The sequence below is a fragment of the Psychrobacter urativorans genome (genome assembly GCF_904846695.1).
Taxonomy (GTDB): domain Bacteria; phylum Pseudomonadota; class Gammaproteobacteria; order Pseudomonadales; family Moraxellaceae; genus Psychrobacter; species Psychrobacter urativorans.
Genome location: NZ_CAJHBR010000014.1, coordinates 17,370 through 34,048, shown reverse-complemented (window position 1 = coordinate 34,048; position 16,679 = coordinate 17,370). Strand labels below are relative to the sequence as shown.

The window sequence follows — 16,679 nt, the reverse complement described above, 5'->3', positions numbered from 1 at the left end:
TTTGCTGCTAGGGTTCAAAAAAACTCTATTCTCATTAACGCCTTACTGACGCTTTGTTACTAGGCGTTTTTTATTGGCTAGCTATTAGAGAAGTTATTAATGAGTTACAATAACTCGGCGGTGTTGCCGTGTCGATTAGAGCAGTGTGTACTAGTGACTATTCAACACGCCCTAAAATATTTTATCGTACTACAATCTCATTGCTATACCCTTATCCCATACATCCATTTCATTTAGCGCGGTACATCAATGCATATTCATATTCTTGGTATTTGTGGCACTTTTATGGGGTCATTGGCCCTACTAGCACGTGGCCTTGGTCATACAGTGACTGGCTCAGATGCCAATGTCTATCCTCCTATGTCCACCCAGCTTGAACGTGCTGGTGTGATCATTAACGAAGGCTACTTGGTGCAACATTTACAACCAGCCCCAGATTTAGTAGTAGTGGGTAATGCAATGAAACGCGGCATGGATGTGATTGAGTATATGTTAGATACAGGTCTGCGCTACACTTCAGGCCCACAGTTTTTGTCTGAGCAAGTATTGCAGTCGCGTCATGTGATAGCAGTCGCTGGTACTCACGGTAAGACCACGACGACGACGATGCTAGCGTGGATACTCCATTATGCAGGTATAGATGCTGGGTTCTTGATCGGTGGCGTGCCTCTAGTCAATACTACTGATGAGCATTTACAACAAGTATTCGCTCATAGTAGCTACTTAGGAGCAGAGTCTTTAGAGACGGCCGATACTCAGTCAGCGTTTGACGGCTACTTTGTCATTGAAGCCGATGAATATGATTGTGCGTTCTTTGATAAGCGTTCTAAATTCGTTCATTATCGTCCACGTACCGTTATCTTAAACAACCTAGAATTTGATCATGCTGATATTTTCGCTGATTTAAATGCTATTCAAACCCAGTTCCATCATATGCTACGTATGATTCCTAGTACTGGTAGAATCATCATGCCAGCGCAGACGGCTAGTTTAGAAGATACTCTAGCTAAAGGCGTTTGGACGCCTGTTTGGCGTACGGCGATAACCGAACAACAGGCCAGCGCTAATCAGTATAAGCAAGGTGAAAACCTTAAAGAAGCTGAAAATATCGATTGGCAAGCAGAGCTGATCAACGAAGATGGCAGTCAGTTTAAAGTTAGCTTTAATCAAAACTCCAGTAGCAGCAGCAGCAATAGCAATAACCGCTCTGATACTAGTAGCGATGCTCAACTATCTGCTAGCGTCGACTGGTCAATGAGTGGTATTCATAATGTTAATAATGCTTTAGTAGCGATAGCCGCCGCTTATAATGTCGGTGTCGATATTACTACTGCTTGTGCTGCTTTGTCGGCCTTCGCTGGTATTAAGCGTCGTATGGAGCTGATTGGTGAAGTTAACGATATTTTAGTGTTTGATGATTTCGCTCATCACCCAACGGCTATTAATACTACTTTAGATGGTGCTAAAAAGAAGCTGACCGGCAGACGAGTTTGGGCCATCATTGAGCCGCGTAGTAATACTATGAAAATGGGTATTCATCAGGATAGCTTAGCGCAGTCAGCAGTGCTTGCAGATCACACTTTATGGTATGAACCGGCTGGTCTTGAATGGGGGCTTAGAGAGGTTATCGAGCAAGCTAACTTAAATACTACTGCTAATAACGTCGATGAAAGTATCAGTGAAAATACAGATTGTCGCCAACCTAAGCAACAAGTCCTAAGCAGCGTAGAAGCCATTATTGAATACCTTTGCACTCATGCGCAGGCAAATGATGCTATCGTCATTATGTCGAACGGTGGTTTTGAAGGGATTCATCAGCGTCTATTAACCGCGTTACAGTCACCATCTGCCTAAATTCAATAGCTTGAGACTTACTAGTGAAGGATTAGCGGCTAATTTCTTATAAGATTGCTACTGAAATAGCAGTAGTTGTAAATATTTGACCACTACCAACAGCGTCATTCTTTTATAAGGATGGCGCTGTTTTGCAATCGGCTTATGATACTAGTGCTGACTTATAGCAAAATACAATCCTTACCCCTATTAACCTTTTTACTGCTTCTGTTACTCGCCATTTACGTACTTTACTTGAAAAATAGCAAATACTTAGTTTTTCTCACATAGCCCCTACACAGGTAACATTTTGCACTTACTATTGATCTTGCCGAGTGTTTACAATAGCTTTATCAAATTTATAAACTTATTTAGAAACTTAGTCTTAAAGTAAACCACACTAAAAGTAATAGAAAATTAATTGAATTTTTAGTTAATAATATTAAATATTAGGAGAATAATAATGAGCTTTATTTGGATGATTATTGTAGGGTTAGTTGCCGGTCTATTAGCACGTGCCATTAAACCTGGTAACGACGCTATGGGTTGGATTATGACCATCATTTTAGGTATCGTTGGTGCAATGCTAGGTGGTTTTGTTGCCAGCCTTATCGGTATCAATGCTGATGGTGGCTTCACAGGTCTGATCTTCTCAGTAATCGGTGCAATTCTATTGTTATTCTTGTATGAGATGATTATGAACAGACGCCGTATATAATTGGCTGCTGTTGTATTAGTTTTGACTACGATATACCATTAATTAAAAATATTAAGCTCTCAGTAATTAGTCTTAATTAAATAGTTATTCGTTTAATAAAAGGACCTTATCTCTATAAGGTCCTTTTTGCTTTTAGCAACTTGTGTTAGCTAATTAGACCTATATCATCAGTTACTGCTAGCAGATGTTGATAAATATTACTTTTGTCCCCATTTACTTTATAATAAACCCCCCGTTTTATTAGTATTCCCGTCTGTCCGTATTTTTGAGGTGAGCCGTATGGCATTACTCCCGATCTTAAACTATCCTGACCCACGCCTACGCACTCTTGCTAAGCCGGTCAAAGAAGTCAATGATAAAATAAAAACCTTAATCACTGATATGATTGAGACTATGTATGACGCTGAAGGCATTGGTCTTGCAGCATCACAAGTTGATCAGCATATTCAACTGATCGTCATGGATTTGTCTGAAAACAAAGACACTCCAATGGTGTTTATCAATCCAAAAGTGACCCCTTTAGTAGAAGAAAAGCAGCCATACGAAGAAGGCTGTCTATCTGTGCCTGATGTTTACGATAAGGTTGAGCGTCCTATTAAAGTACGTATCGAAGCTTTGGATGAAAACGGTCAAGCTGTAGATATAGAAGCTGAAGGCCTGCTAGCAGTTTGTATTCAACATGAAATGGATCACCTAAATGGGGTTATCTTTGTTGATTACTTGTCTAATCTTAAGCAGAATCGTGCCCGTGACAAAGTGCGTAAAGTACTTAAGATTCGTGAAAAGCAGTTAGAAAATCAGGCACAGCCTAGCAATGTCTAACGACCTGTAAGGTTATTTATCTTTAGTAAAATTAGCGTTTGTTTCTGACAATGAGTCTAGCAGCTGTATTTAAGGCTTACGTCTGGTGCCTAATGCGGCTTAGGGTTGTCAAAAAATAGCGCTGGCCAGCCATGCACTTCATTGACTATCTGCGTAATTTCATCTTTTATTAAAGGTCTTGCTATATGATCAAAATTGACCAATATTTTGACCCTGCCAGTTGGCAAAAATTCACTAAAGCTGCTCAAGGCCGTGAAACTCCGTTTTTGGTGGTTGATTTAAGCCGTATCAAAACTCAATACAATGAGATGGTTGGGCTATTTCCGAAAGCTAAGATTCATTATGCGATGAAAGCTAGCCCTGCGGTTGAAGTGATTAATCTACTTGCTGATTTAGGCTCGAACTTTGACTGTGCTTCTGTTTATGAGCTGGATCGGGTACTTAATTGTGATGTTGATGCCAGCCGAATTTCTTATGGCAACACTATCAAAAAAGCTAAAGATGTCAAATACTCCTATGAAAAAGGGGTACGCTTGTATGCCACTGACTCTGAGGCTGACCTAAAAAACATCGCTGAATATGCCCCAGGCTCCAAGGTATTCGTACGTATTCTAGTACAAGGTTCAGATACTGCTGAATGGCCACTATCACGTAAATTCGGCTGTCACCCTGATATGGCAATTGATTTACTGATTCAAGCACGTGATCTTGGTTTAGTACCTTATGGTATTTCTTTCCATGTCGGCAGTCAGCAAAAAGACGTCGCCGCATGGGATGATGCGCTTGCTAAAGTTAAATATATGTTTGACTGGATGAGCAACGAAGAAGGCATCAAGCTACAGATGATTAATCTGGGTGGCGGTTTTCCTGCTAACTATCTAAGTGAAGTCAATCCGATCCAAGTTTATGCGCAAGAAGTAAAGCGCTATCTGACTGATGATTATAATGAGCAAGATATGCCAGAAATCATTCTTGAGCCTGGTCGCTCATTAGTGGGCGGTTCAGGGGTATTAGTGAGTGATGTGGTACTGATATCTCGCAAGTCACATACCGATTTGGTGCGTTGGGTCTATACCGATGTCGGTCTGTTCCAAGGCTTGATTGAGACTTTAGGCGAAGCGATCAAATATCCGCTCTATACGCCTAAAATGGAAACTTCTACTAATGTAGGCACTGTGGTATTAGCAGGTCCAACTTGTGATTCTGCTGATATTATGTATGAAGAAACTGGCTATCAATTGCCGCAAGAGCTAGAGATTGGCGATAAGATCTACTGGCTTACTACTGGTGCTTATACTAACTCTTATTCTTCTATTGAGTTTAATGGCTTTCCGCCATTAGAAGTAGTCTACGTTGATTAATCTCTGATAAATCGTGGTCGATAAAAAGCGCGGTGCTGTTCTTAATAGCATCGCGCTTTTTTATTTGAAAAATTTAGCAGTATTAAGTCAAGCACTAGTCATTAAGACCCAACACATCTTGCATGTTATATTGACCGGCTTTTTGTTGAACGATCCAAGTAGTAGCCCGAACAGCACCAGCAGCAAAAGTCATGCGTGCTCGTGCTCGGTGAGTGATTTCCACCACTTCGCCATCAGCGATAAACATCACCGTATGATCGCCGATGATTTCGCCACCACGAATAGCATGGATACCAATAGTTCCTGGTTTGCGTGCGCCTGTCTGCCCTTCTCGTCCGTACACCGCCACTTCTTTTAAATCCTGACCACGTGCTTCAGCCACAGCTTCGGCCATCATATATGCTGTACCGGATGGCGCATCAATCTTATGCTTGTGATGGGCTTCGATGATTTCTACATCAGCATTAGTACCAAACGCTTTAGCGGCTAATCCTAGTAGCTTTAGCGATAAGTTAACGCCAGTAGAATAGTTACCAGCATAAACAATAGCGATATGCTTACTAGCCTCGGTCAATACTTGCTCTTGCTGCTCGTTAAAGCCAGTAGTACCAATCACCATAGCGACTTTATGCTCAGCACAAATCTGCATATTTTGCTCGGTAGCTTCCGGCAAGCTAAAATCAATCAACACGTCAATGTCATTAATGACAGCGACTAAGTCATCAACAATTTTTACTTCAATGCGACCTATCGATGCCACTTCACCAGCATCAGCACCAACCAGACTTGAGCCTTGGCGTTCTATAGCAGCGCTAAGAGTGGTGTGCGGATTGTCTTGTACTGCCTCAATCAACATGCGACCCATACGGCCCCCAGCTCCGATAACACCGATATTTATGAGCTCGCCAGCCATTCTTTTATTTAATTTTTTACTCATTTTTATTCCTTAAATTCTAATTTTGGAAAATAATTATTGTTGATAATATTGCTGAATATCATAGCATGAATTGATTTTACTGCCTTTAGCAAAAATGCTTATTAGAAGAACTTGGCTTATAAGCCTATCAGTCGTCTGTTTTTATCTCAGTGAAAACAGAAAGCCCCATAGTTTCACGTGAAACCATGGGGCTTAAGATAAGAGCTTTTTGCAGTCTGCTGGCTAGTCGAACAAGTCACCAATCTTTTTAAAGAAAGACTTCTTGTGCGGTGACTGCTTATGATGACTATCGCCATCTAAAGTATCTTGGAACTGACGCAGTAAATCTTTTTGCTCGCGATTTAGATTAACTGGGGTCTCAATGATTACTCGGCAGATCAAGTCGCCTTTCATAGTCGTACGCACTGGCGTTACGCCTTTGCCACGAACCCGCAGCAATTTGCCACTTTGAGTACCTTCAGCGATTTTGATATTTACTTTGCCATCTAAGGTAGGAATTTCGACTTCTTTGCCAAGTGCGGCATCAGTGATACTCACTGGCACATCCATATATAGATCGGCGCCTTGGCGAGTGAATACATTGTGCGGCTTAACCCGTACTTCAACGTATAGATCACCGTTTTGTACTCCTGCACCGCCTGCTTCGCCTTCGCCTGCTAGACGGACGCGATCACCATCATCTACGCCTGCTGGAATAGAAACTTCTAGATTGCGAGACTTGTCTTTAACACCATTACCATGACAGTCAGGGCATGGGTTTTTGATTTGTTTACCAGAGCCGCCACACTGAGGGCAAGCTTGCTGTACCGCAAAAAAGCCCTGTTGCATACGGACTTGACCTTGGCCATGACAAGTTTGGCAAGTGACTACATCTGAGGCATTTTTAGCGCCTTTACCATCACAAGTGCCACAAGGCGCTGGTGCCGTAAAGCTAACTTCTTTTTTGCAGCCACGTACCGCTTCTTCAAGAGTCAGCTCAAGCACATAGCGCAAGTCCGAACCTCGGCGTGAACGACTACCGCCGCCGCCACGAGATTGGCCAAAGATATCGCCAAAGTTCCCAAAGATATCACCAAAGATGTCTTGGAAGTTGCCGGCACCTGCACCGCCAAATCCGCCACCACCCATACCGTTTTCAAAAGCAGCATGGCCCATACGATCATATGCTGAGCGCTTATCGCTATCACTCAGGACTTCATAAGCCATAGAGGCTTCTTTAAATTTTTCTTCTGCATCAGGGTCATCAGAGTTGCGATCTGGATGATATTTCATCGCCAGTTTACGATAAGAGCGTTTGATCTCTTTACTGTCTGCAGTCTTGCTGACGCCTAATACCTCATAAAAATCGCGCTTACTCATGGGTTCTCCTCTTGTCATTATCGAGCCACCGACTGGCCTATTTATTGACCATAACCTCAGTCATGTCATCAACGTCCCTATTTATACAGCACTATGCTCACTAATGTTTCACATGAAACGTAGTTATAGAGGCTATAACTGTTGATACTTTAATTACAGTATAAAATAGGGTTTGTTTTATGAATGCTGATAGCTGATTGATGGGATAATGATTAATCAAATCAATTAATAAAAGTTTGCGCTCTTAATGGAGATGCTGCACTGATTTATCAAGCGCTCGGCTGATGAATTTTTATATTAAACCGCTATAACCTCATTAGTAGCCATTCAAATCTATCAAAAACCTCCTAAAGATAGGCCTAAGTGAGCGAGGTATATCTTTACTATTCTCATCGATGTAGAAAACATTTTTGTCAGGATACTGTTTTTATTCAGGCTTAACTGTATCAAACTTAAAAAACAATAGTTCCTGACAGTCAACATGATGGGCATCGTGATAGTTGACATGAAAGGCATTGTGATAATTAACATGACAGGCATCTTTATAATTGCCAGCTCACCTCAGCTATTCGTAGCTGTAACACCTCTAGTCGTGCTAATATTTATCGCCCTATTGCTGCACAAAAAACTATAGACACCTGTATAAGAGAGCACTATTTATGAAAAAGCTGATTGCATTGATTATGTTACTGATAGTCATCGTTGTAGCTGTATATGCGGGATCACCTTACTATAGCGCTTATCAATTAAAAAAAGCTTACGATGCTAAAGACGGTGCCACTATCGCTGCGGCGATTGATTATGAGCAACTGCGCCCTAGTATGCAAACGCAGTTGACTAGCAAGTTTGCTAATACTATGACTTATTATCCGCTAGTTGCAGAGCTGGGTGGCGAGCCTCTTACTCAAGCTGGTAATACCTTTATTACTCAAGCAGTAGACGGGGCTATCAACGCAGAAAATATAGAAAAACTTATTAATACTCAGGGCCAAGCCAATACTGCTACTAAGGAGCTTGCCGCTGCTTGGGCCATTGCTAGTAATCAGGTTGATTTAAAGAACCTAATTCGTGATTTGATTATCCAACGTGGTGATGTTGATGCTGTAGTTAAGAATCAAATGCAGCAGATCATGGAAAAGCAAGCGGACGAGCTTGAGCAACAAGTGGCGCAAGGCGAAGATAGTAATAAGCCAAGCTTAAGCTATTGTGGTATCAATTGTTTTACTATTAGTGGTCAAGTCAAAGGTTATCCACTCACCATTGAGATGCAACGTGAAGGCTTTATTAATTGGAAAATCGTTAATGTAGTATTGCCGTAAATTGCTGGTAAAAACCTATTCATCACTGCTAATTGATTAATGCTGGTTAACAGCTATTCATTGGTATTAGCAACACTATAAAAACAGCGCCGCATAAATAAAGGTTTATGCGGCGCTGTCGCTTATTGAGGTAGCTAGAAGATCAGCTGATCAGTCTACACCCAAGAATTCTAAGAACTCCGGACTCTCAAAGCTAGCTTGGAATAATACCCCATCATCACGATAGATAGCTGGGGTCGCGATCACAGCTAAGCCAGCAGCTTTTTCACGATTAGGGCTGACATAATCAGTACTACAGCTGGCTGGTGCTGGGGTCATTTTTCCGGTTAACATAGCTTTATCTAAGGCAATGCGGCGACTGCTATCATCTGCCTGACACCAAATTCCACGCATTTGCTTAGGCGACTGCTCATAGATAGGATAGCCAATAGTTTTTACCGTCACCCCTTTTTTATTGAGACTCTGCATCTGCTTGTGGAGCAAACGGCAGTACGGACAATTGACATCAGTGGCTACGTAGATTACGGCTTTTTCAGCGCTAGTAGCTGGATAAGTAATCAGTTGCGCTTGATCTAAGCTGCTAAACACCGACTGGTTTTTTAACTTTTCAAAATTATCATCTAAGCCAGTGAACTGACCTTTATCTATCACCGATATCTCACCATCAGTCACATATTGTCCATCATCCGATATTAAAAACGGCACACCCTCTAGCGTTGCACCCCAAATCACACCAGGTACTGCGGTGTAGAAGAATGGCGTCTTGGCACTCATATTCTTCAGCGCACTCATATTAGCCAGCATAGAATTTTTAGTAGCAGCGCTAATAGGCTTACCTGTTTGGGTACTATTGCTACGCACAGGGATAGTATTAACCAGACGCTTGCTAGGATTTTTTTGTAGCTCGCCTTGGATCACGTATTTGCCATCAGCAGTAAGGTGCAGTGGGGGCTGCCCTACTAAATCGATTTGATACATATTCGGTAACTTTGAGGGAGTGATAGCCATAATCTGGGTTTTGATACCGACTTCAGTCAGTACTTTACGCAAATGCGCATCAACAGTACTGCTCACACTAGTAATTACCTTAGACGCAGTTTGCAAGTTTTGGCTACTGCTGCTAGTCGGTGTGGGTTGAGCACAAGCACTAGTTGATAATAGTATAGCGCTAACAATGGCGAGGGATTTGAATGCAGGTAGTTTCACAGAAAAGGTCCTATCAAATTTTAATAAATAACAACTTTTTTAATCAGCATTGAGATAAGCGTCAACTATTAACAGCTATAAATAGTATATAAAAAAGTAGAATAAATAGATGATAAGACTGTAGCACAGTAGTTTATTTTTATAAGGGCTGAGCCTAGGATAGATGGCTTAGTTTGCAAATATGCTACTTGAGCTTAAGAGACAAGTAACAGATGCTAAGAATTTAGGATAACTAACGGCTGATGATGTACAACTAATAGTAGTTTATGTTTAATAATCTTTGGCTAATCGTTCCTAGCTAATAGTGACTGACAAACAATAACGGCAGCTCGTTCACATCATTAGAGAACGGCTGCCGTTAGTTTTAGAGAAATCTAGTAAAACTTATTAAAATTTAGCAACTTCTTCTGCTGTCAAAAAGCGACTATCGCCTTTTTCTAGACCGTCTAAAGTGATATGACCGACACTAGAGCGATGTAGCGCCACTACTCTGTTGCCAAAGTAGCCCATCATGCGTTTGACTTGATGATACTTACCTTGCTCTAACGTCAGACGGGCATGAGTCTCATCGATGAATTCAAGTACAGCTGGCTTAGTCTCTTCATGATCACCCTCTAGTAAGATACCTTCGGCAACCTCAGCTACTGCATTCGCTTGCGCTTCACTGTCCATAGCATCGGCTAACGTAAGCTCATAGACCTTGGCATGTTCACGTTTTGGACTAGTGACACGGTGTAACCATTTACCGTCATCACTAATTAGCAACGCCCCAGTAGTATCCACATCTAGACGACCAGCCATGCGCAAGCTGCCGCTTTCTGGCACTGCAATCAACTCAGTCACGATAGGATGATCTTTCACTTTTAGGGTACATTCAAAGCCTTCAGGCTTATGCAATAGAATGTAGCGATTGCCAGTAGCTACTGATAGTGGCTCATTGGCCCACATGATTTCGTCATTGACAATATCGACATGCAAGCCGACATCTTTGATGACTTGGTCATTGACAGTGACTTCGCCGGCGTGCAAGATTCTTTTTGATTCTTTGCGTGACAGCTCAGTGGCTTTACTAATAAATTTATCTAAACGCATGCTATTTGCTACCTTGGATATCATAATGTTTTGTTATAGTGGAGAATAAATTGATCCCGCGCCGAATATTGGCAACAGCGATAATAAAACAAGTTTAGCATATTCAACCTAAACCTAGGTATATCACCTAAAAGATTACTAGTTATAAAACACTAAGTTATTGAACTATGAGTTATCAAACCTTACAAAGCGCGGTTACTGCTCGCCTTGAAATCAAAAAATCTGAATTCATCACTTATGCTTATCCAGTGACTTCACGTGAGCAAGCTATGTTTCACGTGGAACAGCTGCGTGAGCAATATGCTGATGCGCGTCATCACTGCTGGGCTTATATTATTGGTGATCCTGATAATACTACTAGTGCTGGCTTCGATGATGATGGCGAACCGAGTGGTACTGCTGGGCGACCGATACTCAATGTTCTACAGCATAAGTCTATTGGTAATATTATTGTCATTGTGGTGCGCTATTTCGGTGGTATCAAGTTAGGCGCAGGCGGACTGACGCGAGCCTATGCTGGCTCTGCACAAGCGGCAGTCGATGCTATGCAACTCTGTCCCTATGTGCCTATGACGCAACTACAAATCCTAGCGCAGTTCGCTACTGAAGGCCAATGTCGTTATATAGTTGAGAGCTTAAACGGCACTATCGACTCGGTGGATTATAGTAAAGAGGTACGGTTATCAGTAACCATCGCTGAGGCTGATATTGAAGCCCTTAAACAACGCCTTGCTATGGATGGGCAGGTTTTAACAAGTGCTGAGTAGGGCGTTCACCAAAAAATATTGGAACCTTGCTCATAGATTAGTATGATAGTGAGTAACAAAAGCGCTAGCACCTTGATGTTGTTTATTTTAAAATTTAATTGATTCGCTATTATTGTTTCACGTGAAACCTTATATATAAATCCATTTGAATAAATTCATATAGTAATCAGCTCGCTCCCTCTTATTTTCACTCCACCATTTTCGATGCCCTTCTATGAATAACTTTATCTACAATGAATTCAAGCCCCCGTTTTGGCTAACTAATCCACATCTACAAAGCATTTTGCCTAAGTTTTTTGCGCCAAAAACGCCGACCTACAGACGTATTGTCAAAAAAGACTCGCTGGCTGAGAGCGATATTGCTTATGATTTTTATGATGCTCATCCAGTAGCTAGCAGCACTAGTGAAATACTTGAGCAGACGCCTCTGATCGTATTGTTCCACGGTATGGAAGGCAGTAGCGACAGCCATTATGCGCGCGCATTGGCTCATCAGATGCATGCCCAAGGCTGGCATTTCGTAGTCGCCCACTTTCGTAGCTGTGGTGGTATTCCTGCCAGCGGTCGAGTATTTTATAATGCTGGCGATACTGCCGAAGTGCATCACACCTTACAGAGCTTAGCTCAAAATTATGGCAACATCTATGCCGTTGGCGTCTCGCTAGGCGGTAATGCGCTGGCTAAATATATGGGAGAGTATGGCGATAAGGCTTTGTGCTTAGGTGCAGCAGTAATCTCCGCTCCGGTAGATATGTCATCAGCGGCTATCACTATGCATAGCTTCTTGAGTCACCGCATTTATACGCCTTATCTGCTCAATCCTATTATCAAAAAAGCACTAGCAAATGAAATTAGCGCAGAAGAGATAGCTTCTATAAAAGCCGTCAATCGCATTAGTGACTTTGACGATATCTTCACCGCCCCTAGGCATGGCTATCGCTCTAATAATGACTATTATTATTCATCCTCTGCCCTGCCTCACTTGCGGAATGTGACTCGTCCCTTACTGCTTATCAGCGCCAAAGACGATCCCTTTATTGGCTTTACGGCTACCGCAAATGATGTCTCTGACAGCGTCACTATTATCGAAACTGCGCACGGCGGCCATATCGGTTATTTGCGTTATCGCTCTGATAAAGACAAGTCCCCTCACCTCTATAAAAAATCAAGATTCGATATCAATTGGGTACCCGAAACCGTCAGTGCTTATTTTAATTATATTGGCGTGGCCTCTATTAAGTAGCAAGTAATAGGCAATAGACGCCTACTTGCTACCGCTCTACTCCCAAAAATCTAATACCTTTATGTTTGTTGAGATCTGTTATGTATCCTTTTATTCGTTATACCTCCACTATCATCAACGCTATAGTACAAGTCAAAAAAGGCAATACCCTAAGCTTCGATGACGTTAGCGAGATTACTCTACGCTGTCGTTTGACCGATATCGATAATTTTTTAGAGATGAATAACGGCCGAGTGTTGACCCTTTATGACCTGGGCCGTACTGACTTTGCGGTACGTACTGGACTTGGTAAGCAGCTGCTCAAGCAGCGTTGGGGTTTAGTAGTGGCTGGCAGTACTATCCAATATCGTAAGCGCATCCGTGCCTTTCAAAAGGTAACTATGAAGACCAAAATCGTTGGCTTCGATGCGCGTTGGATCTATGTAGAGCAGTCTATGTGGGTCAAGGGCCAACCTTGCTCATCGGCGCTATTACGAACGGGTGTTACAGAAGGCGGTAAGGTAATTGCCACTGAGCGTGTGCTGGCAGCTTTAGGTAGATCAGATTGGGATAAACAACCTGAGCCGTGGGTACAAGATTGGATAGATGGCGATAAGACTCATCGTTGGCCGCCTATGGGTTAGGATTAGAGCCACAATATAGTTATGCTGAAGTGTGGCTCTAAGTTCGTCTTAATCATATTTAATACGATATTCTTCAACTTTCTGAAGTATTTCATCTACTGTGCCTTGTAGCTCTGATCCCATGCGTAGATACTCTTGTTGTCGTTCGTCTTTTAATAGAGATACAGTAGCGTAGTAGATAGGTTTGAACTCTTTTCTGAAATCACTATTTGAAAAAATATTATATGCTGTTTCCACTTGTCCTTTAGCTAAAAGTAAAATTACATAGTCTTGTATTAAACCCATATGCTTTAAACTAGACAAATCAGCTTCTTTTAATTTAGCTTTCTCAAATTTGTTACACCAAAGTAGCAATAATTTCAATATAGACTTTTCAAATACACTTTCTATACTATCCTCTGTTCCGTAGTGAGAAATAATATCTTCTATTATATATTTTTTATCGTTAATTTCGTTTACGAAAAGTAAAAAGCCCAATTCTACAAGCCTATCTTCTTTTTCTGATAAAATTTTAGCTCGCATTATTAGGTCGTTGTATAATGCACTATCTATATTGAACTCTTTGCTTAAACGAGCAGCCATCACAATACTATTTATGTTTTCACTTTTTTTCTGTGACATTAGTAAATCTATATAATGAAAAATTCTTTTGTTTTCATAAAGCTCAAAAAAATCTTTCGTTAGATTATCTTCTTGATAAATACTTAAATAGTCTTTTATAATATTTTCTTCTTCTATATCCTCTTCTTTTAGCAGACTAACAATCATGTCTTTGCTAGAATTAGGTATATTTCTGCTACTTAAATGAGCATTAATATAGTCGAGTGGAATATTTTTCTTTAAAACAATAGATTTCATTAGCTCAAAAAAGTTGCTATTTATTTCGTAATAATCATACCAACTCTCTAAAAACCTTGTCAGCCACAAAACACGACGCTTATCCTTTTGATTACCATAGCGCATGAGATACCAAATATTAAAAAACCTTTCTTTGACAATATACAGATGATTTTTGGTATTGGTTTCTATTTTATCCACTATCCATTGCTGTTGTAGCTTAACCAACTGCGCTGATACCGTCTTACTTGGCAAGCGAGTTTGTTCCGCGATTTCTTTAGTACTCATCGCATCCCAGTTCATCGCTATCACATGTACGATAGCTTTTTGTTGGCGTGATAAATCATCCATTCGATGTTTATACAAAGGCGTAGTTTTATCAATAGTTTCTTCTAGATAAGCATAGCTACTCTCTTTCGCGCCTTCTATAATAATCTGAAAAAGTAATACTATAGTACGAGGTACGCCATCAGTGAGCCGTCTAACCGCTTCAATACGTTCAGGATGCTCAGTAATAACCTCTTCTATAGTATTTACGGCGTCTTCACTAGTTTGCTTTGCTAAAGAGCGTAATAGCTCATGCATTTCCATTTCATTAATTGGTCTTAAATTAACCAATTTAAAGAATTGATAGAAAGGTTCTGAAACATCGAAATGCGCTTCAAGCAATTGACTGGAACCGCCAACCAAACGAATCTGAGAATGTAGACTTAATACTTTTCTTAATTGTGCATGTTCAATCTCGTCAAAATCTTTGAATAACTCTCCTAAATTATCAACGAAGACAATAATTTTCTGCTTGTTCTCGTCTAAACTATTTTGTATCAAATCCCATGCTGCCTCAGCACTATCGTCTAAGTTAGAGATTTGCTCAAATAGATCTGCGTATAGATTAGGATTCTGCTCTGCTAACTTTTCAGCAATACGCAACCAAAAAGTAAATAGTGATAATATGCCATACTCTTCTTCATTAAGTAGAATAGGTACTAACCATTCACTTAGCTTTTCATCTGCTGCCACTTCGTAAGCAAGGCGAGATAATAAGGTGGTCTTTCCTGCTCCGCGCACACCTTGAATAAGATAGTGAGTTTCTGGATGAGTCATATCACTATTCTGAATATCTTTCCAAATGCGATCGTACTCTCTCTTACGAATGCTGAATCCTGATTTAAGCACTTCAGCATCTATATTCTGAGTGTTGTAGAGTAGTACTGAATTATCTGATGTATTGTGTTTATTATCGTCCATAGAGATTCCACCAACGCTTTAAAAATGGAGAGGTAAACCAGTAAGTATCATCTGGTCTTATATGAAATAGATAACCTTCATGTTTAAGACAGTCCAAGACATAGTTTGTATTCACAAGCTCTCTATACTCTTCTTTTTGACTCAGGTTCATTATTTTCGAATAAGATAAAGGTTCCTCATTATCACAGACTAAGGTTAGTAGAGCTTCTGCATAGTTTCTTTCTTCTTTTTCCAGTCTCTTTAATCGCTCTCGCCAATGAGAAAAATTTGTTTTGGCTTCATGCGCAAACAACTGATCAATACACTTAAGAACATCAGAAGCTACTATCGATTGATCATCATCGTAATTATCAAGTATTTCTTCACATACTAAAGCAAGATAATAAGGCATATTCCATCCTACTTGCTCAATGATAATATTTTTTAATGAGACGTCTATGACTCTACTTGAGCTTTGCTCAAAGTAAAAATCAATAAACTTTTGAGCTTCTATATCTGATAAAGGTTCTATAGTCGTATGTACTAGATCATTAATTAAATTACTTAATTGAAGCTTTTTCACCACCGTATCTAAACCGATTGAACCCGTGAAAATAAATCTTACCTTTTTGTTAAGCTCAGCATTTTGGCAAAGTCTCCTAATGCCTGATAAAAATTGAGTCGCTGCTATCTCACCATGTATTTTATTGATATTAATCAAGGCATCAGGAAACTCATCAATCGCAATAATTAGTGTTGTATTAGTTTCACTTAGACCATCAAGCAGTACTTTTCTTATTATTTCATTTTCTACAGAATGACTAATTTCAACTTCTTTAATGCCAGCTTCTACTTTGGCTCCCTTTGCCTCAAAAGAGAAATTTAACTTAAGTTTATGAAGCCACGATTTAAATTTAGCAGATAATTTAGCAGATCTTTTAACAAAATCTGATTCAACAACATCTTTCAGTAAGTTCTGATAAAACTCTATTTCGCTTGTGCTTGTCTGAGCATAGTTATATATGAGGGCATAGCCCTCTATAGGATTATCCTTTAAATGATGTAGAAGCGAGGACTTACCAACACGTCTTGGAGCAAGCAGTAGGAGGTTGTCACCCTGAACGATTTTTCGCCAAATTTTTCTTTCGTCATCTAATCTAGGAAAATAATTCTTTCCATATGCTATATTCCCTGCGCTCATCTTCCTATTCCTAGTTGACTACAAAGTTATAGTCATAATACTTAACTACAAATCCATAGTCAAAACTTTTAACTACAAATCTGTAGTTAACTCTGTTGAAAACAGCAAAGGGTTACTTGGGATGCGGTTTAGCC

At 40.4% G+C, this 16,679-nt stretch carries 14 protein-coding genes; 8 read left to right on the top strand and 6 right to left on the bottom strand.

Annotated features, from left to right (window positions below; all coding sequences use genetic code 11):
• Positions 1 to 249: 249 nt before the first annotated feature.
• The 4 genes from mpl to JMY09_RS09875 all read left to right on the top strand — a co-directional run bounded on the left by mpl (position 250) and on the right by JMY09_RS09875 (position 4,734).
• Positions 250 to 1,854, top strand: a complete 1,605-nt coding sequence (mpl, locus tag JMY09_RS09890; RefSeq protein WP_201623427.1) for a UDP-N-acetylmuramate:L-alanyl-gamma-D-glutamyl-meso-diaminopimelate ligase — start codon at positions 250 to 252, stop codon at positions 1,852 to 1,854.
• Between the two features lie 442 nt (positions 1,855 to 2,296).
• A complete protein-coding gene (locus tag JMY09_RS09885) occupies positions 2,297 to 2,551 on the top strand; it encodes a GlsB/YeaQ/YmgE family stress response membrane protein (RefSeq protein WP_201623426.1) in 255 nt (84 codons plus the stop codon).
• 279 nt (positions 2,552 to 2,830) lie between these two features.
• A complete protein-coding gene (def, locus tag JMY09_RS09880) occupies positions 2,831 to 3,373 on the top strand; it encodes a peptide deformylase (RefSeq protein WP_201623425.1) in 543 nt (180 codons plus the stop codon).
• A gap of 185 nt (positions 3,374 to 3,558) precedes the next feature.
• Entirely contained in the window at positions 3,559 to 4,734 is a 1,176-nt protein-coding gene (locus tag JMY09_RS09875; protein WP_201623424.1) for a type III PLP-dependent enzyme, read from the top strand.
• 94 nt (positions 4,735 to 4,828) lie between these two features.
• On the opposite strand, the gene dapB is transcribed toward JMY09_RS09875, so the two are convergent.
• The gene (gene dapB, locus JMY09_RS09870; RefSeq protein ID WP_201623423.1) at positions 4,829 to 5,671 is read right to left on the bottom strand and encodes a 4-hydroxy-tetrahydrodipicolinate reductase; all 843 of its coding nucleotides are present in this window, start codon (positions 5,669 to 5,671) and stop codon (positions 4,829 to 4,831) included.
• Between the two features lie 222 nt (positions 5,672 to 5,893).
• Positions 5,894 to 7,030 (bottom strand): molecular chaperone DnaJ, encoded by a 1,137-nt coding sequence (gene dnaJ, locus JMY09_RS09865; RefSeq protein ID WP_201623422.1) that lies wholly within the window; start codon positions 7,028 to 7,030, stop codon positions 5,894 to 5,896.
• A gap of 659 nt (positions 7,031 to 7,689) precedes the next feature.
• Here dnaJ and JMY09_RS09860 point away from each other — a divergent pair.
• A complete protein-coding gene (locus JMY09_RS09860; RefSeq protein ID WP_201623421.1) occupies positions 7,690 to 8,349 on the top strand; it encodes a DUF2939 domain-containing protein in 660 nt (219 codons plus the stop codon).
• Between the two features lie 150 nt (positions 8,350 to 8,499).
• Here JMY09_RS09860 and JMY09_RS09855 read toward each other — a convergent pair whose 3' ends face one another.
• Together JMY09_RS09855 and JMY09_RS09850 are read right to left on the bottom strand one after the other, a co-directional pair.
• Positions 8,500 to 9,555, bottom strand: a complete 1,056-nt coding sequence (locus JMY09_RS09855) for a disulfide isomerase DsbC N-terminal domain-containing protein (protein WP_201623420.1) — start codon at positions 9,553 to 9,555, stop codon at positions 8,500 to 8,502.
• 387 nt (positions 9,556 to 9,942) lie between these two features.
• Positions 9,943 to 10,647, bottom strand: a complete 705-nt coding sequence (locus JMY09_RS09850) for a pseudouridine synthase (protein ID WP_201623419.1) — start codon at positions 10,645 to 10,647, stop codon at positions 9,943 to 9,945.
• 167 nt (positions 10,648 to 10,814) lie between these two features.
• Between JMY09_RS09850 and JMY09_RS09845 the strand changes: the two genes are divergently transcribed.
• The 3 genes from JMY09_RS09845 to JMY09_RS09835 all read left to right on the top strand — a co-directional run bounded on the left by JMY09_RS09845 (position 10,815) and on the right by JMY09_RS09835 (position 13,280).
• The gene (locus tag JMY09_RS09845; protein ID WP_201623418.1) at positions 10,815 to 11,414 is read left to right on the top strand and encodes a YigZ family protein; all 600 of its coding nucleotides are present in this window, start codon (positions 10,815 to 10,817) and stop codon (positions 11,412 to 11,414) included.
• Between the two features lie 214 nt (positions 11,415 to 11,628).
• A complete protein-coding gene (locus JMY09_RS09840) occupies positions 11,629 to 12,657 on the top strand; it encodes a YheT family hydrolase (protein WP_201623417.1) in 1,029 nt (342 codons plus the stop codon).
• A gap of 80 nt (positions 12,658 to 12,737) precedes the next feature.
• On the top strand, positions 12,738 to 13,280 hold the full coding sequence (locus JMY09_RS09835; RefSeq protein WP_201623416.1) for an acyl-CoA thioesterase: 543 nt from the start codon (positions 12,738 to 12,740) through the stop codon (positions 13,278 to 13,280).
• Positions 13,281 to 13,328: 48 nt separating this feature from the next.
• On the opposite strand, the gene JMY09_RS09830 is transcribed toward JMY09_RS09835, so the two are convergent.
• A complete protein-coding gene (locus tag JMY09_RS09830) occupies positions 13,329 to 15,365 on the bottom strand; it encodes a MarR family transcriptional regulator (RefSeq protein ID WP_201623415.1) in 2,037 nt (678 codons plus the stop codon).
• Entirely contained in the window at positions 15,355 to 16,545 is a 1,191-nt protein-coding gene (locus JMY09_RS09825; RefSeq protein ID WP_201623414.1) for an ATP-binding protein, read from the bottom strand. Before JMY09_RS09825 ends, JMY09_RS09830 begins: the two co-directional genes overlap by 11 nt.
• Positions 16,546 to 16,679: the final 134 nt, after the last annotated feature.